We start from the raw sequence: 19,517 nt of genomic DNA on the forward strand, positions 1-19,517 counted from the left end.
GGGCGTTTCGGGCGGTGAACGCGGAAGGGTCGCGACGGTTGCCGCGACCCTGCGTTCCGCGCTCCGCTGCCAGGATTCGAACCCGGACTTAAGGGACCAAAACCCTCAGTGCTGCCGTTACACCACAGCGGATGGAAACACCGGCCGAACAGGACATCCCGTCAGGGTGCCCGGCGGGCCCCCACCACTATGCCGCACCGACCGCCTCCAATGCGACGAGAAAGATCGGTACTTCCCCTCCCCGTGGAGTGGGTACATGTGCCAAGAGCCGTATTCCGGCCGACACGCGTGCTCTGTTCGGCCTTCACTCGGCGCTGCCATACTTACGAAGCCGTAAGTTACGGTGGCGTAGCCCCCGACCTTCATTGAGGGACCACCATGACCACACAGACCGACGTGATCACCGAGTCCCCGGAACCCGGGGCCGGCGACGGGGACCGGACGCCCCGTGCCACCCTCGGTGCTGACAGGAAGCAGTCGCTCGAGCAGATCACCCTCGGACTCTTCATCGGCATCCCCTTCCTCGCCCTCGTCGCGGCGATCCCGTTCGCGTGGGGATGGGGCCTGAGCTGGCTCGACCTCGGCCTGATGGTGGGGATGTACTTCCTCGGCTGTCACGGCATCACCATCGGCTTCCACCGCCACTTCACCCACGGCTCGTTCAAGGCCAAGCGCCCGCTGAAGATCGCCCTGGCCGTCGCCGGGTCGATGGCCGTCGAGGGACCGGTCGTGCGCTGGGTCGCCGACCACCGCAAGCACCACAAGTTCTCCGACGCCGACGGCGACCCGCACAGCCCCTGGCGGTACGGCGAGAGCGTCCCCGCCCTGCTCAAGGGCCTGTGGTGGGCGCACATGGGGTGGCTGTTCGACGAGGAGCAGACCCCCCAGCACAAGTACGCCCCCGACCTGATCAAGGACCCCGCGATCCGCCGGATCAGCCGTGACTTCTGGCTGTGGACGACGGTCTCCCTGCTGCTCCCGCCGCTGGTCGGCGGCCTGGCGACGATGTCCTGGACCGGCGCCGCCACCGCGTTCTTCTGGGGCTCCCTGGTCCGCGTGGCCCTGCTGCACCACGTCACCTGGTCGATCAACTCGATCTGCCACGCGATCGGCAAGCGCCCCTTCCGCTCCCGCGACAAGTCCGGCAACGTCTGGTGGCTGGCCGTGCTGTCCTGCGGCGAGTCCTGGCACAACCTGCACCACGCCGACCCCACCTCCGCCCGGCACGGCGTCCTGCGCGGCCAGATCGACTCCAGCGCCCGCATCATCCGCTGGTTCGAACTCCTGGGCTGGGCCAGTGACGTACGGTGGCCGACCGCTGACCGGATCGCGGCCCGCCGTAAGGAGAGCGTCAGCGAAGCGGCATGATTGACGGGTGAGCGACGGCAGAAGCAGCAGCAGGGGCAGCGAGGGTACGACGTCGCGGCGCACCCGGCGGGTCCGCATGACGGGCAAGGAGCGCCGCGAGCAGCTCCTCGACGTGGGGCGCACGCTCTTCGCCGAACGCGGTTTCGAGGGCACCTCCGTCGAGGAGATCGCGCACAAGGCGGGTGTGTCCAAGCCCGTGGTGTACGAGCACTTCGGCGGCAAGGAGGGGCTCTACGCCGTCGTCGTGGACCGCGAGATGCGCCAGCTGCTGGACATGGTCACCGGTGCCCTCACCGGTGGCCACCCCCGCGAACTGCTGGAACAGGCGGCCTTCGCACTGCTGGACTACATCGAGCAGTACACCGACGGCTTCCGGATCCTCGTCCGGGACTCGCCCGTCGCCCAGTCGACCGGCACCTTCGCCTCGCTGATCAGCGACATCGCCACCCAGGTGGAGGACATCCTGGGCATGGAGTTCAAGCAGCGCGGCTTCGACGCCAAGCTCGCCCCGCTCTATGCGCAGGCGCTGGTCGGGATGGTCGCGCTCACCGGGCAGTGGTGGCTGGACGCCCAGAAGCCCAAGAAGGCGGAGGTCGCCGCCCACCTGGTGAACCTCTCCTGGAACGGGCTGTCCGGGCTGGAGCCCAGGCCCCGGCTGATCGGCCACCGCAAGAACTGACACCGGCCACCCGCTCCGCGCACACATGACGAGGGCGGTGCACCCCGCTTCCGGGGTGCACCGCCCTCGTCATGTCGTGCGACGGGCGCGTCAGCCGGTGTTGCGCAGGCCGGCCGCCACACCGTTGACCGTCAGCAGCAACGCGCGGGCGAGCAGCGGGTCGGGCTTCTCCCCGCGGGCCGCGGCCTCGCGCTGCCGGTGCAGCAGCGCCACCTGCAGGTACGAGATCGGGTCCAGGTAGGCGTCCCGGATCCGGAAGGTCTGCTGGAGCACCGGCTGCGCGTCCAGCAGCTCCGCCTCACCGGTGATCCGCAGCACCTCGGCGACCGTCAGCTCGTGCTCGGCCTTGATGACGTCGAAGACGTGCTTGAGCTCGTCGGGCACCAGGGTGCCGACGTAGTGCCCGGCGATCCGCAGGTCCGTCTTGGCCAGCGTCATCTCGACGTTGGACAGGAAGTTGCGGAAGAAGTGCCACTGCTCGTACGCCTCGGCGATGTCCGCCTCCCGGCCCGCCTCCCGGGCGGCCTTCAGGCCGGAGCCGACACCGAACCAGCCGGGCACGATCTGCCGCGACTGCGTCCAGCCGAACACCCACGGGATGGCCCGCAGCCCGTCCAGGCCCGCCCCGCTGTCCGGGCGGCGCGAGGGGCGCGAGCCCAGGTGCAGCTCGGCCAGCTGGTCCACCGGCGTGGAGGCGAAGAAGTACGCCGGCAGGTCCGGGTCCTCCACCAGCCGCCGGTACGCGGAGTGCGCGGCCTCGGACACCACGTCCATGGCCGCGTCCCAGCGGGACAGCGCCTCCTCCGACTGGCGGGGCGCGGTGTGCAGCGCCGAGGCCTGCAGCGTGGCCGCGACCGTCAGCTCCAGGTTCTCCCTCGCCAGGGACGGGATCAGGTACTTGTCGGAGATGACCTCGCCCTGCTCGGTCACCTTGATCTCGCCCTCCAGCGTGCCCCACGGCTGCGCCAGGATCGCGTCGTGCGTCGGGCCGCCGCCCCGGCCGACGGTGCCGCCGCGGCCGTGGAAGAGCCGCAGCCGCACCCCGTGACGGTGGGCCACGTCGCGCAGGCTCCGCTGCGCCCGGTGGATCTCCCACTGCGAGGTGGTGATGCCGCCGAACTTGGAGCTGTCGCTGTAGCCGAGCATGACCTCCTGCACGTCCCCGCGGAGCGAGACGAGCTTGCGGTAGGAGGGGTCGGAGAGCATCTCGTCGAGCAGCTTGTCGGCGACCCTCAGCTCGTCGGTGGTCTCCAGCAGCGGCACGATGCCGATCCTGGCGATCCCCGCGTGCAGGTCGACCAGCCCGGCCTCACGGGCCAGCACCGCCGCGGCGAAGACGTCGTCGGAGCCCAGGCACATCGAGATGATGTACGACTCCACGACCTCCGGCCCGAACCGCTCGAACGCCTCCCGCACCGTGTGGAAGACGCCCAGCGTCTTGGCCCCGGCCTCGTCCAGCGGCGCCGGGGACGGCGCCAGCGGACGCCGCGAGCGCAGCTCCTTGGCGAGCAGCCTGCGCCGGTAGTCCCGCGGCATGTCCGCGTACCGCCAGGACTCCTCGCCCAGCCGGTCGAAGAGCTGGCCGAGCGCGTGGTGGTGGGCGTCGGCGTGCTCGCGGACGTCCATCGTGGCGAGCTGCAGGCCGAAGGCGGCCAGCGTGCGGATGGTGCGGTCCAGCCGGCCGTCGGCGATCAGCTCGCCACGGTTGGCGCGCAGCGAGTCCTGCAGCAGACGCAGGTCGGCCAGGAGGTCCCCGGTGCCCAGGTAGTCCCGGCCGGGCGCGTGCGGCGTGCCGCCCGCCAGCCGGTCCCGGGTGTTGAGCAGCTTCTGCCGGATGCAGGTGGCCTTGAGGCGGTACGGCTCCTCCGCGTTCAGCCGCTTGTAGCGGGGGCTGATCTCCGGGAGGCGCTTCAGGTCCTGCTCCAGGTCGGCCAGCAGCTCGGGCGAGGCACCGGAGTTGCGGATCGAGTTGGACAACGCCGCGCGCAGGTCGTCGACCAGCTCCAGGGCGTCGGTGATGCCGTGCTCGTGCTGCAGGATCAGGACGTCCCACGTGACCTGCGGGGTCACGTTGGGGTTGCCGTCCCGGTCACCGCCGATCCAGGTGCCGAAGGTCAGCGGCCGGGTCTCCGCGGGCAGCGGCACACCGACCCGCTCCAGCTCGACCGCCAGGTCCTCCAGCACGTCGCCGACCGCGCCGGCGTGCAGCTCGTCCAGGTAGTAGATGGCGTTGCGCGCCTCGTCGGCCGGCTCGGGGCGCACGACCCGCAGCTCGTCGGTCTGCCAGAGCAGGTCGATGTTCTCCGCCAGCCGCAGGTCGCTGCGGCGGCGGTCGCCGCCCGCCGTACCGGACTCGTCCAGCAGGGCGGCGATCACCCGCAGCTTGTTCAGCACGCTGCGGCGGGCCGCCTCGGTCGGGTGGGCGGTGAAGACCGGACGCACGTTGAGGTTGCGCACGGTCTGGCGCAGGTGCTCGGGGTCGGCGTCCTTGAGCAGGTCGGCCGTACGGGCGAGCAGCCCGCCGTCGGCCGCCCGGCGGGACCGCAGCTCACGGCCGCGGTGCACCTGCTCGGTGACGTTCGCGAGGTGGAAGTAGGTGGAGAACGCCCGTACCAGCTTGGCCGCGGTCTCCAGATCGGTCTCGCCGAGGAGGGCGGCGGCGGCCTCGCCGTCGCTGCGGGTCAGCGCCCGCACCCTCTCGACCAGGTCGAGGAGCTCCGGGCCCTCCTGCCGGACGAGCGTCCCGCCGAGGAGATCTCCCAGGCGGCGGATGTCCGCGCGGAGGGGGGCGCTGCCGGTGGTGTTGTCGGCGCTGCTCACAGGTGCGGCTCCTAGTGCAGTGGAATGGTCGGCGGCATTGTCCGGACCGCGCTGTCCGACGGCACAAGGATAGGTCGGGGCCGCCTCCCCGTACGGGGCTGACCGCCAGGCGGACACCGTCGCGTCTAGGCTGGTCCGTATGAGTACGACGGGGGAGTACGTACCGGACGGGGCCGGCGGACGAAGCCGGGGGGCCGCCGGGCCGTGGTGGTGGCCCAGGCGGCGCAGCATGGTGCTCGACGTCTCCCTGGCCTTCGTCTCGGCCGTGGAATGCCTCCTGGAGGGCGCGGCCTTCGCGGAGAAGACCGGGATCTCGCCGGTCGTCACGGGACTGTTCGGCCTGCTGGTCGGATCGGTGCTGGTGCTCCGCAGGCGCTGGCCGGTCCTGGTCGTCCTGGTCTCCATCGCCGTCACGCCCGCCCAGATGGGGATCCTGCTCAGCGTCGTCGGCCTCTACACCCTGGCGGCCTCCGACGTGCCGCGGCGGATCATCGCGGTGCTGTCCGGGATGACCATGCTCGGCATGCTGATCGTCACCTTCCTGGAGATGCACGGTGACCTCGGCGCCGCCGCCTACCACGCCCCGCTGGCCGTGGTCGCCCTCACCTCCGTGCTCGCCGCCGTCGGCGTCACCGCCCCGCCGGTGCTGCTCGGCCTGTACGTCGGCGCCCGGCGCCGCCTCGTGGAGAGCCTGCGGGAGCGGGCGGACGGCCTGGAGCGGGAGCTGTCGCTGCTCGCGGAGACGGCCACGAGTTCAGCGGAGCGCGCCCGCATGGAGGAGCGCACCCGCATCGCGCGCGAGATGCACGACGTCGTCGCGCACCGGGTGAGCCTCATGGTCGTGCACGCGGCCGCGCTCCAGGCCATCGCCGTCAAGGACCCCGAGAAGGCCTCGGCCAGCGCCCAGCTCCTCGGGGACATGGGGCGCCAGGCGCTCAATGAACTGCGCGAGATGCTGGGCGTCCTGCGGACGGAGCCCACGACGGCGGCGCGGGCGGCCGCTTCGGCGTCGGCGTCGGCGTCCGTGTCCGCGGCGTCGGTGGTCCGTGTGGCCGCTGCGGAAACGATTGCGCCCGCGGCGCCGGCCACGGCGGCCGAGGCGGGGGAGGACGAGCAGGGGCCGTGCCTGGCCGAGCTCAGGGGGCTGCTCGACGAGTCGCGGGCCGCCGGGATGGACGTCGAGCTCACCGTGGAGGGGGAGGAGCGGCCGCTGGCGGCGCGGGTCGAGGCCACGGTCTACCGCGTCGTGCAGGAGGCGCTCACCAACGTGCACAAGCACGCGCCCGGTGCGCGGGCCCGCATCCGCCTTGCCTACCGCGAGGCCGAGGTCGCGGTCCTGGTGCAGAACGGGCCCTCCGGAGGGGCGCCCGCGCTGGTGCTTCCCAGCGGGGGCAACGGGCTGGTCGGCATGAAGGAGCGCGTCACCGCGCTGGGCGGGGGGTTCGCCGCCGGCACGACGCACGAGGGCGGGTTCCGCGTCTCCGCGATGCTTCCCGCGTAGCGGTACGGCCCGGGGTGCGTTCTGTGGGGTCGGTGGGTGGGTGCGGGTTCGTCTCGCGCCCTGCGGGCGCACAGCGGCGGGCTGGGGATGGGAGGGTGGGGCCCGGCCTTGTCCGCAGTGTGCGGGTGGGTGGGTGGCCGGGGTTCAGGCGCCGGAGCGGGTTGCCTTCCGGCGGTGTCGGTCTCGTTGCCGTCCGCGGGTATGGATGGCCGGTTGCCACGCCATCCGTGGGTGGGGGCCCGCCGTAACCCGCGTCTGCGGGTATTTCGGGGTACTGCCGGGCGGCCGGCGGGAGATCGGGCCCGCTTTCAGCGGTATATACGTCGGAACAGAGCCCGATGTCGGATCGGGGAATTACCCGCAGGCGCCGGTTGCGGCGGGCGCGCTACCCACCAAGGGTGGGCGTGGTCACCGGCCATCCGTACCCGCGGACGGCGACGAGACCGGAACCGGACGAACAACCGGCTCCGCTCCGGCGCCTGAACCCCGACCACCCACCCACCCGCACACGGCAGACCGGCCCCGGACCGCCACCCTCCCGTCCGCAGCCGGCCGCTGTGCGCCCGCAGGGCGCGAGACGTCGGGGCGGCCGAAGACCGGCAGCACCCCGGTGGTCACGTCGTGAGGCGGTGGGGGCGTGAGCCCGTCGTGAGGGTGCCGAGGGCCACGTCGATGCTGGCGCCCAGGTAGTAGTCACCGGTGTGGTCGACGCAGTAGACGCGTCCCTCCGCGTCGATCGCGAGCTGCCCGTGCCCCGCGGACTCCTCGCCCAGCGGCGCGACCTCCGTCTCGAGCGCACTGCCCAGGTCGCCGAGCGTGCGCGCGAGGTGCAGCCCGTGGAGCGGGTCGATGTGGACCGCGCTGGGTGCGACGTGGCGGCCGGGGGAGCCCACGGCGGGCACGGTGAGACCGCCGAACTCGGCCCAGGCCTCGACGGCGGCGGGGAAGACGCTGTGCCGGTGGCCGCCGGGTGAGGCGTAGGCGCGGAGCGTGTCGGCCCAGACCTCGGCCTGGCGGATGTCCCAGCGGCCGGGCTGCCAGCCGGCGGAGCGCAGGGCCACGTCGACGCCGACGGGGAAGCGGGTCGAGTTCATTCGGCGCCGGCTCCCGGGTCGAAGGCGCGGACGCCGAAGTGTGCGAGCAGCGCCTGGCAGGAGCGGCAGGGCGGGACGTAGGCGCCGTGTGCGGGGTCGCCGTCCTCGCGTATGTGGCGGGCGGTGAGCTTGGCGCCCTTGAGGGCCTTGCGTGCCTCGCCGCTCGTGAGCGGCTTGCGCGCGGCGCGCTTGCTGCGGGCGCCGTCGACGGTGGTGAGGTGGCGGGAGAGCAGCACCGGCTCGGGACATCGCCCCGTGAAGCGCTCACGCTGCGCGACGGGGAGGGCGTCGAGGACGTCCTGGACGAGCGGGTGGAGCGGGGGCGGCTGGTCGGCCTTGACGCCGGTGCACGTGAGGACCTCGTCCTTGACGGACAGCGCGGCGGCGACCGCGGGCAGGATCCCGTCGCGCCGGTGGCGCAGGACGGGTGGCGGCGGCGCTTCGTCGGCTCCCCAGTTGAGCCGCGGGTCCGCGGCGTCTCTCGTCAGCATCTTCGTACGGCCCTCCGATCCGTCCTCGCGGGGAGGACGTCCCCCTATGTGCGTAAGACTGCCAAACGGACAAGGCGTTACGGAAGTCGGTTGTGAGGTGAGAGGTTTATTTTGTGCCGGATGTCACGGCACTGTGGGGAGATGCGTAACGCAGTCCGATGTGTTACCCGCAGTACCGCTCCTTGCGTTGGCCAGTGGTTCTACGGATAGTAGCGCCGACCTGGAGGGAAAGGGCGCCAAGCCCCCTGAGAACGGCCGGGATTCGACCACCTTCCCTACGGAAGGGATGCGACGGACGTTCACCGGAACCAGCTTGCGGACGACGCCCACCACGTGTGAACGGCGGTGCGGCGGGTGCCGCTGCGACGGGTCCGGAGTGCCCCCCCTCGGGAGTGCGCGCAACCCGCCCGGGCCGCCGCACACCCGTGACCGGAACCAGCCGAAGCGCCTATTGCCACACCCCATAGGCTGTGCCCAACACCAGATCCAGCATGGGGGCATCGGCAATGACGACAGGTCGGCCCGGGCACCGGGTCGCGCCACCGAACGCGGCCTACGCCGGTCAGATCGTGCACTTCCCGGACCCGGTGCGGCGCGCCCGCCACCCGCAGGGCGTACGCGTGGACGAGCGCGGCTTCCCCGACTTCTCGCCGTACGCGCGCGCGGCGGCGGAGATCGCCGAGCCGCCGGACGGCTTCGGCATCGACGAACTCCGGCTCACCGACTACGTGTCGGCCAACGCCGCCGTGCACGCCACCGGTCACGAGCTGTGGGGCAGCCTGTCCTCCGTCGCCACGCCGCACGGGTGGACCTGGCACCACGTCGCCGGCAGCCGCCGTCTGGAACTGATCCCCGCCGAGGTCAAGTCGCTGCTGCGGCACCACGGCGGCCTGGCCACCACCGCCTCCGCCGACCACGACAAGCGCGGCACCCGGCCGCTGCAGGAGACCCGGCCGGTCCACTTCGGCCTGCGCAAGGACGGGGTCGCCGTCACCGAACAGCAGGTGCGGGACGTCGAGGAGGAGCTCGGCTACCGGCTGCCCGGCGCCTACCGCACCTTCCTGAAGGCGGCGGGCGGCAGCGCGCCGCGCGGCGTCGCCCTGCTCCCCATGCTGGGACTCCTCGTCGACCAGCCCTTCTTCACCGTGCGGGACGAGGCGGCGGCCAACGACCTCGTCTACGTCAACAAGTGCCTGCGGGACCACCTCACCAAGGACTACCTGGCGATCTCCTACGTCCAGGGCGGTGTGCTCGCCGTGAAGTCGCGCGGTGCCGACCTCGGTTCGATGTGGCTGTGCCCGTACGACGACGTGCGGGACGCCGACGGCGCGTTCGGCTCCACCGAGGAGCGGGCCGCCGGACTGCTGCTGCCCTGCGGCGAGGACTTCGACGCCTTCCTGGCCGCGCTCGCCGGTGACCCGCCGGAGCTGGAGACCGTGGCGAACCTGATGGTGGACGGCGGCTTCGCCCGCGCCGTCCCGGTGGAGGGGTGAGGCAGGACATGGTCACGTTCGCGCAGGCGCAGGAGCGCGCCGAGCGGTGGATCAACGCCGACGTCCCCGCCTACCTCGCACGCGCGGTGCAGGTGCGGGAGTTCGACCGGGGCTTCGTGGTGTGGTCCGAGCCCAGGGACGGCGGTCCGACCTCCGACGACGGGGAGACCCGCATCGTCATCGCCCGGGACAGCGGCGAGGCCACGCTCTGGCCCGCGCTGCCCGTGGGCGAGGTCATCCGCCGCTGGGAGGAGGTCTACGGCGCCTCGGCCGGCGCGGTCGCGGACGCCGTGCCGGAGCGGCCCCGGCGGGTCGACCTGGAGGCGACGTCCTTCCTGCTGAGCCCGCCGCAGTGGCTGCAGGACGCCGCCGACCGGCTCGGCATCCCCGACCGCCGCGAGGCGCCGGACGCCGCCCCGGCGCCGGTCACGGTCCAGCCGGTCACGACCCAGCCGCCCGCGCCCGCCCCGGTGACGACCCCGCCGCCCGCCCCGGCCCCCGTCACCACGCCCGGGCCGGCGACGCCCACCCAGCCGTACATCCCGACCCCGACCCCGCCGATGCCGGCCTCGTACGGCGGTGCGCCGACCCCGCCGCCCGCGGCCTGGCGGGACGCCAACGACAGCCATGGCGCGGGGGCTTCCGTGCCGCCGCCCGCGACCGTGTACGCGCCGCCCATCAGCGACTCGGACGACGCCCACACCCCGCCGCCGATGACGAGCGCCGACGCCAGCACCGAGCGGCTGCCCGGCGTGCCCGAGACCGGGACGCCGCTGCCGCAGCCCGACGCGCGGGGCGGTTACGGCTACCCCGGCGCCGGTGCGGGCGCGCCCCCGCCGCCCCCGCCGGCCCCCGGGCCCGGTGCATACGGCTACCCGGGCGGCTCGGCCACGCCCCCGCCGCCGGGCCCGCCGCCCTCGCCGTTCGGGGGGCCGGCCGCTGCCCAGCCCGGCCCGCCCCCGCCGCCGCCGGCGCCGTCCACGCCCGCCCGGCCGGCCTCCGGCGACGTGCACCACGCCGCGACGATGCTGTCCCGCCCGGACGGACCGCCCCCGCCGCCCCCGCCGCCGCCCGGACCGGGCCGCGGCGCCGCCGACGTGGCCGCCGCCGAGACCTCCAAGGCGGCCCCTCCCGGGCCGCCCGCGCCCCCGCCCGGACCGGGAGTGCCCGGCACCCCGGCCGCCGGGTACGTGCCCACGCAGCTCGTGCAGGCGCTCCCCGCGAACGACCGGCCCGGCCCGCCCGCACCGCCCGATGCGGCGGCCGGCGACGTGCACCGGGCCGCGACGATGCTGTCCCGCCCGGACGGCGGCGCCGGGGCCGCCGCACCGCCGCCCCCTCCGCCGCCCGGACCGGTGGCGGCGCCGCCGCAGCCCGCGGCGTACGGCTACCCCCAGCCGCCGCAGCACCACGCCCCGGCCCCGCCCACCGGGGTGCCCACGGTCGGCCCCGGCTACATGGCCGTGCTCCGCTACCGCGCGCAGGACGGCTCCGAGCAGCAGCTGATCCGCCGCTCCGCACCCGGCACCCCGCACCCGGAGTGGCAGATCCTGCACGAGCTGCGCGCCCTCGGGGTGCCGCCGCAGGCGGTGCTGGAGCTGCACACGGAACTGGAGTCCTGCGACCTGCCGGGCGGCTACTGCGCCCGCATGATCCGCGAGACCTGGCCGCAGGTGCGGATCAGCAGCACCGCCCCGTACGGCAAGGACCACACGAGCCGTCGCGCTGGCGTCCAGCACCTGCTGACCCACCTCGGCGAGCTGCACCAGGTGGCGAGCGCCCCGGCGCACGCCCACCCGCACCGGGTGCCGATGCCCGACCCGCAGCACGTCCAGCGGGTCCCCCCGATCCCGCTGGACGCGATCGGGCACGAACTGGCGCAGTCCTTCGGGCCGCAGGGCGTGTTCCGCTTCGACCAGCGGGCGGTCGCCCGCCAGGGCGTGCCGGACCTGGTCGCGCAGACGCTCACCTGGTCCGGGCTGCCGGTGGACTTCGGCCCGTTCTTCTGGGCCCAGGCCCAGCCCGGCCGGCCGGTGCCGACCCTGGCGGAGCTCGCCGCCGAGCGGGGCGTGCAGCCGGCCCCGGACGCGGGTTCGTACCTGGTGATGGGCAATGACTTCGGCCGCCAGCTGTGCGTGCAGTACGGCACGGCGCACATCGTGGCGGTGCCGCTGGAGGCCGGGCCGGGCGGGACGGCGGCGACGCCGCAGTTCGCCAACACCAGCCTGCCGGAGTTCGTCCGCTGCCTGGCGCTGCTCGGGAAGATGTGGCGCTGGCGGCTGGGCCTGACGCCGGAGCAGGCCGGCCGCTGGACGGTCGACTTCCAGAACCAGCTGGCCGCGCTCGACCCGGCGGCCGTCGCCTCGCCCGAGCACTGGTGGCCGGTCCTCATCGAGCAGATGTGGGACGGGATGCTCTAGACCCTGCCCGTCCCAGCGGCTCCGACCGGCCGGCCACCGGTCGGAGTGTCGCGATATGGGTAAATCGGGCAAATCCCCGAGAATGGGGGTATGAGTACGGCACAGCCCCGCGGCGGCCACGGCCTCGCCACCGTCCGTGGCCGCGGGTACCGCACCGAACAGGTCGACCGCTTCCTGGAGGAGCTGTCCGAGGACCGCGACGCCGCCTGGGAGCGGGCCGCGCGGCTCACCGTCCTGGCCGGCGAGATGAGCGCGGAGTGCGCGGCGCTGCGCGACGTGGTCTCCACGCTCTCCCCGCCCACCTACGAGTCCCTCGGGAAGGGCGCGCTGGACCTGCTGCGGCTGGTCGAGGAGGAGGCCGCCTCCGTCCGCGAGCAGGCCGAGGAGGAGGCCCGGCACGCGCACGACGCGGCCGAGGCCGCCCGCCGCACCCTCATGGACGAGGCCCGCGCGGCCGCCCATGCCCGGCGCGTCGGCGGGGACGAGCACGCCGAGCAGCTGCTGGAGCGCTCCCGCACCGATGCCGGACGGGTGCTCGGCGAGGCCCGGGAAGAGGCCGGCCGGGTCCGCGACGAGGCCGCCCGCGAACTCGACGCCGCCCGGCGGGAGAGCGAACACACGCTCGCCGAACTGGAGAAGGACCACCGCGAGCGCTTCGACACCCAGGAGCACGAACTCGCCGAGGGCGAGGCCGGGGTCGACTCCCGTACGGCCGAACTCACCTCCTACGCCGAGGCCATGGTCGACGACGCCCGCCGGGCCCTGGCAGAGACCGAGGATGCCGCCCGGCGCCGCCAGGAGGAGGCCGACGCCACCGCCGCGGAACTCCTCGCCCAGGCCCGGGTACGGGAGGAGCGCATCCGGCTCGCCGCCGAACGCGAACTGCGCGAGCACGAGGTCCGCAGGGAGGAGATCCGCGAGCACCTCGCCCACGTCCGCAGCAGCCTCGCAGCCCTGACCGGCCGGGAGGTCCCCGAAACCGGGACGGAGGACGAACCGGGGCCCACCGCCCCCGACCTGCCCGCCCCTGCACCCGGGGACGATCAGGAACCGTCGTAGGCGGGGAACTCCCCGCTGTCCAGGACCCATGGCCCCACGGGGACGGCGTCCCCGAAGGCGTAGTCGTGGCGCGCCCGGTAACGGGGGCCGTCGTCGCCGGGCGACGGTCCCGGGTCGGAGAGGACGGCCAGCGTCTTGTCGCGCGGGTCGATGATCAGGTACAGCGGGATGCCCATGGCGGGGTAGTCCCGGGTCTTCTCGCGGTAGTCGTTCTCCGGATTGGACGTGGAGACGACCTCGGCCACCAGGGCGACGTCGGCGGGGTCGAGGAACCCGGGGGTGTCGAGGACCTGTTCCGGTACGACGACGAGGTCGGGGCGGCGCATGCGCCCTATGGCGGGCGCCTCGATCTCGGGACCGCTGTGGGCCACGTGGCCGGCCCAGTCCGGATCGTCGGCCATCTGCCGCTCGATCTGCCGCCTCAGCCGCAGGGCGATCAGCTCGTGCCGGTCACCGGCGGCATCATCAGCGTGATGACACCCTCACCGATCTCCACGGCCCAGACGTCCTCGCGCCCCATCAGCTCGCCGGCGACGGCCCGCATGCGCGCGTAGGTCTTCGCGTCCACGGCGTCACCGTACCGCCGGGTCCTCCTCCAGGACCGGGAAGCGGCGGGGTGCCACCAGGAGGACGGCGGCCAGGGACAGGACCGCCGCGACGGCCGCGCCCGCGTAGACGTGGTTGACCGCCGCCGCGACCGCGCGGCGCACGTGGTCGTCGAGGTGGGCGGCCCCGGCGATCGAGTCGAGGTCGGTGCCGGAGCCGTGCAGCCGGGAGGCGAGGGTGGCGTTGGCGACGGCGCCGAAGACGGCCGCGCCCACGCTCTGGCCGACCTGGCGGCAGAAGAGGATCGACGAGGTGGCGGTGGCCCGTTCGCTCCACGGGACGGTGGACTGGACGCCGACGATCAGCGGGAGCTGGAAGAGGCCGAGGGCCGCGCCGAGGGCCAGCATCACCAGGGTGGGCTGCCAGGCCGGACCGGCGTACGGGAGCATCACCAGCACGACGAGGACGACGGTCGCGGCCGCCATGCCCAGGGCGGCGGTGTTGCGGAAGCCGATGCGCAGGTAGACGCGGTTGCTGAGGGCCGCGGACAGCGGCCAGCTGAGCGTCATCACCGACAGCACGAAGCCCGCCGCGATCGGCCCGAGCCCGAGCACGGTCTGGGCGTACGTCGGGAGGAAGACCGTCGGGGCCACCATCAGGACGCCGAGCATGCCCAGGGCCAGGTTGACGGCGACGATCACCCGGCGCCGCCAGACCCAGCCGGGGATGATCGGCTCGGCGGCCCGGCGCTCCGCCCACACGGTGAGGGCGCCCATCACGAGGCTGCCGCCGAGCAGCCACCACCGGGCCGCCCCGTTCTGCACGAGGCCGGTGATCAGCAGTCCGCCGGAGAGGAAGAGCAGCAGCGCGCCGGGCCAGTCGACCCGGTGCCGGGTCCGCTCGGCGACCCGTTCGCGCAGGTGACGGGAGATGAGCAGCAGTGCGACCGCGCCGATGGGCAGGTTGATCAGGAAGATCCAGCGCCAGCTGGCGTACCCGGCGAACAGCCCGCCGCACAGCGGCCCGAGGACGGCGGAGACCGCCCAGACCGTGGAGATCGCCGCCTGGATGCGGCCGCGCTCCTTCAGCGGGTACAGGTCGGCGGCGATCGTCTGCACGGTCCCCTGGATGGCGCCGCCGCCGAGCCCCTGCACGATGCGGAAGGCGATCAGGCCGGCCATGTTCCAGGCCCCGGCGCACAGCAGGGAGCCCAGCAGGAAGATCCCGATGCCGGCCAGCAGCACGGGCTTGCGCCCGAAGGTGTCGGCGAGCTTGCCGTAGACCGGGAGGGTCACCGTGACCGCGAGCAGGTAGCCGGAGAAGAGCCAGGAGAAGACGGAGAAGCCGCCCAGCTCGCCGACGATCTGCGGCACCGCGGTGGAGATGATCGTGGAGTCCATCGCCGCCAGCGCCATGGCCAGCATCAGTGCGGCGACGACGGGACCGCGCCGCGGCGGCCCGTCGGCGGACGCCGCCGCGGCGGCGGCGGTCGCGGTCTGCTCGGTGCGCTCCACGGGACCCCCCTGGTGTGTGTACGACACACGATTTCATGCCCGCCCCCCGCGCGGACAGGGGGTTCCCGCAGGCCGGACGGCGGGGCTTGAACCTCCCGCGACCGGAGGGTGCGGTCTCGACCCCGAGCCGGGGTCCGCCGAAAGGTGCAGGCCCCCTAGGGGTCCCACCCGACTTTCTCCTACCCCCGGTTCGTACCGGCGGAGGACGAGGGGGCCCTCCTGGGCTCCCTAGCCTTCTGGTGGGGCTAACCCCCGGGCCGATACGGAGACCCGCACCATCGTTCCGGCCCCCTCCCCGAAGCCAGTCTTGGTACACGACGAAGCCCGCCCGGCGACGGCGGCGACCACCACCCGAACAGGAGCAGACCAGTGACAACGGCAGTATCGATTCCCAAGTCCGGGGGCAGCGGAGAACGTACGGCCGTGGCCGCCCGGGCCCGTCAGGTCACCAAGGCGTACGGCTCGGGCGAGACCCGGGTCGTGGCCCTCGACGCGGTCGACGTCGACATCGACCGCGGCCGCTTCACCGCGATCATGGGGCCGTCCGGCTCCGGCAAGTCGACCCTGATGCACTGCCTCGCCGGTCTCGACACGGTGACCGACGGCAGGATCTGGGTCGGTGAGACCGAGATCACCAAGCTGAAGGACAAGAAGCTCACCCAGCTGCGCCGGGACAAGATCGGCTTCATCTTCCAGGCCTTCAACCTGCTGCCGACCCTCAACGCGGCCGAGAACATCACGCTGCCCATGGACATCGCCGGCCGCAAGGCCGACCCCCAGTGGCTGCAGCGCGTCGTGGAGACCGTCGGTCTGGCCGGCCGCCTGAAGCACCGGCCCGGCCAGCTCTCCGGCGGCCAGCAGCAGCGCGTCGCCGTGGCCCGCGCCCTGGCCGCCCGCCCGGAGATCATCTTCGGCGACGAGCCGACCGGCAACCTCGACTCGCGCGCCGGCGCCGAGATCCTCGGCTTCCTGCGCCGCTCGGTCGACGAACTCGGCCAGACCATCGTCATGGTGACGCACGACCCGGTCGCCGCCTCCTACGCCGACCGCGTCCTCTACCTCGCCGACGGCCGGATCGTCGACGAGATGCGGGACCCGACCGCCGACTCCGTCCTGGAGCGCATGAAGGACTTCGACGCGCGCGGGAGGACCTCGTGACCGTCGTCAAGACCTCGATGCGCAACTTCGTCGCGCACAAGGGACGCATGGCGCTGTCCGCCATCGCCGTCCTGCTGTCGGTGGGCTTCGTCTGCGGCACGCTCGTCTTCACCGACACCATGACCTCCACCTTCGACAAGCTCTTCGCCGCCACCGCGTCGGACGTCACGGTCACGCCCAAGGGCGCGCCCAGCGACGACCAGATGCAGATGACCACCAAGGCGGCCACCGTGCCCGCCGCCACGGTCGAGCGGCTGAAGGAGGTCGAGGGCGTCGAATCCGCGACCGGAGAGGCCGGCAGCCAGACGCTCACCGTCACCGACGCCGCCGGCGACAACCTCGGCCCGACCTCCGGCGCCCCCACCATCGCCACCAACTGGGACTCCACCGAGCTGCGTTCGGTCGACGTCACCTCCGGCCACGCCCCGCGCGGCCCCACCGAGGTGATGGTCGACGCCGACACCGCCGACAAGAAGCACCTCGAACTGGGCGACGAGCTGCGGGTCATCGCCATCCCCGGCGAGTTCCACGCCCGGATCACCGGCATCGCCACCTTCAAGGTCACCAACCCCGGTGCGGCCATCTTCTACTTCGACACCGCCACCACCCAGACCAAACTGCTCGGCGCCAAGGACGTCTTCACCAGCATCGGCGTGACCGCGAAGCCCGGCGTCACCGACGAGCAGCTGAAGAAGGACGTCACCGCCGCCCTCGGCTCCACCGCCGGCTACAAGGTGCAGACCCAGGCCGAGTGGACCGCCGAGAACCAGAAGGACATCGCCGGCTTCCTCGACGTCATCAAGTACGCGATGCTCGGCTTCGCCGGGATCGCCGTCCTCGTCGGGATCTTCCTGATCGTCAACACCTTCTCGATGCTGGTCGCCCAGCGCACCCGGGAGATCGGCCTCATGCGGGCCATCGGCGCGAGCCGCCGCCAGGTCAACCGCTCGGTGCTGGTCGAGGCGCTGCTCCTCGGCGTGGTGGGCTCCGTCCTCGGCATCGGCGGCGGCGTCGGGCTCGCCGTCCTGCTCATGAACCTCATGGGCAGCGCGGGTATGAACCTCGACACCTCCTCCCTGACGGTCAAGGCCTCCACCCCGGTCATCGGGCTCGTCCTCGGCGTCGTGGTGACCGTCCTCGCCGCCTACCTGCCCGCCCGGCGGGCCGGCAAGGTCTCCCCGATGGCCGCGCTGCGCGACGCCGGGACCCCCGCCGACGTCCGGGCCGGGAAGGTGCGCGCCGCGATCGGCCTGGTCCTCACCCTCACCGGTGCCGCCGCCCTGCTCGCCGCCGTCCAGGCCACCAAGGCCGCGGAGGGCTCGATGTTCCTCGGCCTCGGCATCCTGCTCACCCTGGTCGGCTTCGTGGTCGTCGGCCCGCTGCTGGCCGGCGTCGTCGTCCGGATGATCAGCGCGGGCGTCCTGCGGGTCTTCGGCCCGGTCGGCCGCCTCGCCGAACGCAACGCGCTGCGCAACCCGCGGCGCACCGGCGCCACCGCCGCCGCCCTCATGATCGGCCTCGCGCTCGTCGCCGCCCTCTCCGTGGTCGGCTCCTCCATGGTGGCCTCGGCGACCGACCAGCTCGACAAGTCGGTCGGCGCGGACTTCATCATCGCCTCCGACAGCGGCCAGCCGATCACCCCGCAGATCGAGCAGGCGATCAAGGCCGCGCCGGACCTCGCCCACGTCACCGACTACAAGTCCCTCGACGTGAAGCTCACCGCCCCCGACGGGTCGGTGTCCGACACCTCCCTGTCCGCCGCGGACCCGACCTACGCCCAGGACCTCCAGGTCAAGACGGTCGCCGGCGAGCTGTCGGCCGCGTACGGGGCCAACGCGATGTCGGTCGGCGAGGGCTTCGCCGACAAGCACAAGGTCAAGCTCGGCGACAAGCTCTCCGTCCGCTTCGAGCACGGCGACACCGCCACGCTGACGGTCGCCGCCATCACCTCCGCGGACACCGTCTTCGACCAGGGCGCGATGTACACCAACATCACGACCGCGGCGCGCTACGTCCCGGCCGACCGGATGCCGATCAACGACATCATGTTCGCCGCCGCCAAGGACGGGCGGCAGGACGCGGCCTACGCGGGCCTGAAGAAGGCGCTGCACGACTTCCCGCAGGTCCAGGTCCGCAACCAGGCCGACTACAAGGACATGCTCAAGGACCAGATCGGCCAGCTGCTCAACCTGATCTACGGCCTGCTGGCCCTGGCGATCATCGTCGCGATCCTCGGCGTCGTGAACACCCTCGCCCTGTCGGTGGTCGAGCGCACCCGGGAGATCGGCCTCATGCGGGCGATCGGCATGTCGCGGCGGCAGCTGCGGCGCATGATCCGCCTGGAGTCGATCGTCATCGCCCTCTTCGGCGCGGTGCTCGGCCTCGGGCTCGGCATGGGCTGGGGCGCCTCCGCCCAGCAGCTCCTGGCGCTCCAGGGCCTCGGGATCCTGGAGATCCCCTGGCCGACGATCATCACGGTCTTCATCGGCTCCGCCTTCGTCGGGCTCGTCGCGGCCCTGGTGCCGGCGTTCCGGGCGGGCCGGATGAACGTGCTGGGCGCGATCGCCACGGAGTAGGCCTGACGGCCTGGCCCCGGGTCCGCCTCGTGCCCGGGGCCGCCGTCGTGTGCGGGTTGTTTGTGGTTGGTGTTGGGGGCTTTTTCCCACCCGCCCTCCCGATTGCCCGGCGCGATTGGTGCGGGCCTGCGCTCTGTGGGTTGGTGGGCCGGGGGCGGGGCCTCCGGGGTGGGCATTCTGTACCGCATATTTATGTGCATGGCGGGCAGCACTTGTCGGTGCCGTCTGTGCCGCACATCAAATACACGTCAGCGTCCAGAACGCCCACCCTCCCCCAGCCTTCGGCCGGGGGTGCCCCCAACTCCCCCACCCCCTCCCTATCGACAGCGGCCAACGGCCGGTGGGTGGCCAGAGGGAGTTGGGGCACCGCACCTGTCCGACGCACCCCCAACTGGACACCCTGCGCCCGCACAACAGGGGGGTGTGGCGGGGTGCTCCCCCTGGCCGAAGGCCGGGGGAAACGAGCGGCGGACCCGTGCCGAACGATGCGGGCTCGAACCGCGGGTCCGCGGGGTCAGCGAGCGGTCCGGGGCGCCTTGGACCGCCTCCATACCCCTCACCGGCCGTTGTGCGCCCATATGACGGGAGGGGGTGTGTCGGGGTGCGCCCTGGGGGTCCCCCCGGCCGAAGGCTGGGGGAGACGAGCGGCGAACGCGGTGCCCAAGGATGTGGACGTAAACCGCGAGCGTTCTGGGGGTCCCCCCGGCCGAAGGCTGGGGGAGTGCGCCGGCACCACCCCCCAGTGTTAGAACCCCACAACCCCTCTCCCGCAACCCAGAGGGAAGGTGGGGGGAAAAC

Annotated in this window: 14 protein-coding genes and 1 tRNA gene; 8 read left to right on the plus strand and 7 right to left on the minus strand. The window is 73.1% G+C overall.

The annotated features are described in order from the left end of the window. Positions 1-61 precede the first annotated feature (61 nt). A tRNA-Gln gene (locus ACZ7MY_RS06955) sits at positions 62-132 on the minus strand. Between the two features lie 246 nt (positions 133-378). On the opposite strand from ACZ7MY_RS06955, the gene ACZ7MY_RS06960 reads away from it, so the two are divergent. Both ACZ7MY_RS06960 and ACZ7MY_RS06965 read left to right on the plus strand, forming a co-directional pair. After that, positions 379-1,368, plus strand: a complete 990-nt coding sequence (locus ACZ7MY_RS06960; protein WP_499600173.1) for an acyl-CoA desaturase — start codon at positions 379-381, stop codon at positions 1,366-1,368. A gap of 76 nt (positions 1,369-1,444) precedes the next feature. Continuing rightward, positions 1,445-2,047 (plus strand): TetR family transcriptional regulator, encoded by a 603-nt coding sequence (locus ACZ7MY_RS06965; RefSeq protein ID WP_499600288.1) that lies wholly within the window; start codon positions 1,445-1,447, stop codon positions 2,045-2,047. A 90-nt stretch (positions 2,048-2,137) separates the two neighbouring features. Here ACZ7MY_RS06965 and ppc read toward each other — a convergent pair whose 3' ends face one another. Continuing rightward, the gene (gene ppc, locus ACZ7MY_RS06970; RefSeq protein WP_499600174.1) at positions 2,138-4,867 is read right to left on the minus strand and encodes a phosphoenolpyruvate carboxylase; all 2,730 of its coding nucleotides are present in this window, start codon (positions 4,865-4,867) and stop codon (positions 2,138-2,140) included. A 139-nt stretch (positions 4,868-5,006) separates the two neighbouring features. Here ppc and ACZ7MY_RS06975 point away from each other — a divergent pair, with 139 nt between their 5' ends. Continuing rightward, complete coding sequence (locus ACZ7MY_RS06975; RefSeq protein WP_499600175.1) at positions 5,007-6,368, plus strand: sensor histidine kinase; 1,362 nt, start codon at positions 5,007-5,009, stop codon at positions 6,366-6,368. Between the two features lie 614 nt (positions 6,369-6,982). On the opposite strand, the gene ACZ7MY_RS06980 is transcribed toward ACZ7MY_RS06975, so the two are convergent. Both ACZ7MY_RS06980 and ACZ7MY_RS06985 read right to left on the minus strand, forming a co-directional pair. Beyond that, positions 6,983-7,462 carry an SUKH-3 domain-containing protein gene (locus tag ACZ7MY_RS06980; RefSeq protein ID WP_499600176.1) on the minus strand — a complete coding sequence of 160 codons (480 nt, stop codon included), beginning with the start codon at positions 7,460-7,462 and terminating at the stop codon, positions 6,983-6,985. Next, positions 7,459-7,953 (minus strand): YwqJ-related putative deaminase, encoded by a 495-nt coding sequence (locus ACZ7MY_RS06985; protein WP_499600177.1) that lies wholly within the window; start codon positions 7,951-7,953, stop codon positions 7,459-7,461. Before ACZ7MY_RS06985 ends, ACZ7MY_RS06980 begins: the two co-directional genes overlap by 4 nt. Before the next feature lie 506 nt (positions 7,954-8,459). Here ACZ7MY_RS06985 and ACZ7MY_RS06990 point away from each other — a divergent pair. The 3 genes from ACZ7MY_RS06990 (at position 8,460) to ACZ7MY_RS07000 (ending at position 12,925) form a co-directional block, all read left to right on the plus strand. Beyond that, a complete protein-coding gene (locus ACZ7MY_RS06990; RefSeq protein WP_499600178.1) occupies positions 8,460-9,446 on the plus strand; it encodes an HNH endonuclease in 987 nt (328 codons plus the stop codon). An 8-nt stretch (positions 9,447-9,454) separates the two neighbouring features. Further along, positions 9,455-11,866 carry an SUKH-4 family immunity protein gene (locus ACZ7MY_RS06995; RefSeq protein WP_499600179.1) on the plus strand — a complete coding sequence of 804 codons (2,412 nt, stop codon included), beginning with the start codon at positions 9,455-9,457 and terminating at the stop codon, positions 11,864-11,866. Positions 11,867-11,956: 90 nt separating this feature from the next. Beyond that, complete coding sequence (locus tag ACZ7MY_RS07000; RefSeq protein ID WP_499600180.1) at positions 11,957-12,925, plus strand: cellulose-binding protein; 969 nt, start codon at positions 11,957-11,959, stop codon at positions 12,923-12,925. Here the strand turns inward: ACZ7MY_RS07000 and ACZ7MY_RS07005 are convergent. From ACZ7MY_RS07005 to ACZ7MY_RS07015, 3 genes are read right to left on the minus strand one after another with little or no spacing between them, the layout of a single operon-like run. Then, positions 12,910-13,326: a Uma2 family endonuclease gene (locus ACZ7MY_RS07005; protein ID WP_499600181.1), complete on the minus strand. Its 417-nt coding sequence runs from the start codon at positions 13,324-13,326 to the stop codon at positions 12,910-12,912. The genes ACZ7MY_RS07000 and ACZ7MY_RS07005 overlap by 16 nt on opposite strands. Before the next feature lie 35 nt (positions 13,327-13,361). Continuing rightward, positions 13,362-13,493 carry a hypothetical protein gene (locus tag ACZ7MY_RS07010; RefSeq protein WP_499600183.1) on the minus strand — a complete coding sequence of 44 codons (132 nt, stop codon included), beginning with the start codon at positions 13,491-13,493 and terminating at the stop codon, positions 13,362-13,364. Between the two features lie 4 nt (positions 13,494-13,497). Next, positions 13,498-14,985: an MDR family MFS transporter gene (locus ACZ7MY_RS07015; RefSeq protein WP_499600184.1), complete on the minus strand. Its 1,488-nt coding sequence runs from the start codon at positions 14,983-14,985 to the stop codon at positions 13,498-13,500. Between the two features lie 369 nt (positions 14,986-15,354). Between ACZ7MY_RS07015 and ACZ7MY_RS07020 the strand changes: the two genes are divergently transcribed. Both ACZ7MY_RS07020 and ACZ7MY_RS07025 read left to right on the plus strand, forming a co-directional pair. Continuing rightward, positions 15,355-16,143: an ABC transporter ATP-binding protein gene (locus ACZ7MY_RS07020; protein WP_499512247.1), complete on the plus strand. Its 789-nt coding sequence runs from the start codon at positions 15,355-15,357 to the stop codon at positions 16,141-16,143. Beyond that, positions 16,140-18,719, plus strand: coding sequence for an ABC transporter permease (locus ACZ7MY_RS07025; protein WP_499600185.1), 2,580 nt, complete (start codon positions 16,140-16,142; stop codon positions 18,717-18,719). Before ACZ7MY_RS07020 ends, ACZ7MY_RS07025 begins: the two co-directional genes overlap by 4 nt. The last annotated feature ends 798 nt before the right edge of the window (positions 18,720-19,517 follow it).

The sequence above is a fragment of the Streptomyces sp. NPDC111520 genome, from assembly GCF_055635295.1.

What these genes read in the sequence shown, in the direction of transcription:
- ACZ7MY_RS06990 (WP_499600178.1), top strand. Translation starts at nt 8,460, where the DNA reads ATGACGACAGGTCGGCCCGGGCACCGGGTCGCGCCACCGAACGCGGCC.
- ACZ7MY_RS06975 (WP_499600175.1), top strand. Translation starts at nt 5,007, where the DNA reads ATGAGTACGACGGGGGAGTACGTACCGGACGGGGCCGGCGGACGAAGC.
- ACZ7MY_RS06960 (WP_499600173.1), top strand. Translation starts at nt 379, where the DNA reads ATGACCACACAGACCGACGTGATCACCGAGTCCCCGGAACCCGGGGCC.
- ACZ7MY_RS06980 (WP_499600176.1), bottom strand. Translation starts at nt 7,462, where the DNA reads ATGAACTCGACCCGCTTCCCCGTCGGCGTCGACGTGGCCCTGCGCTCC.
- ACZ7MY_RS06995 (WP_499600179.1), top strand. Translation starts at nt 9,455, where the DNA reads ATGGTCACGTTCGCGCAGGCGCAGGAGCGCGCCGAGCGGTGGATCAAC.
- ACZ7MY_RS06985 (WP_499600177.1), bottom strand. Translation starts at nt 7,953, where the DNA reads ATGCTGACGAGAGACGCCGCGGACCCGCGGCTCAACTGGGGAGCCGAC.
- ACZ7MY_RS07000 (WP_499600180.1), top strand. Translation starts at nt 11,957, where the DNA reads ATGAGTACGGCACAGCCCCGCGGCGGCCACGGCCTCGCCACCGTCCGT.
- ACZ7MY_RS07005 (WP_499600181.1), bottom strand. Translation starts at nt 13,326, where the DNA reads ATGGCCGACGATCCGGACTGGGCCGGCCACGTGGCCCACAGCGGTCCC.
- ACZ7MY_RS06965 (WP_499600288.1), top strand. Translation starts at nt 1,445, where the DNA reads ATGACGGGCAAGGAGCGCCGCGAGCAGCTCCTCGACGTGGGGCGCACG.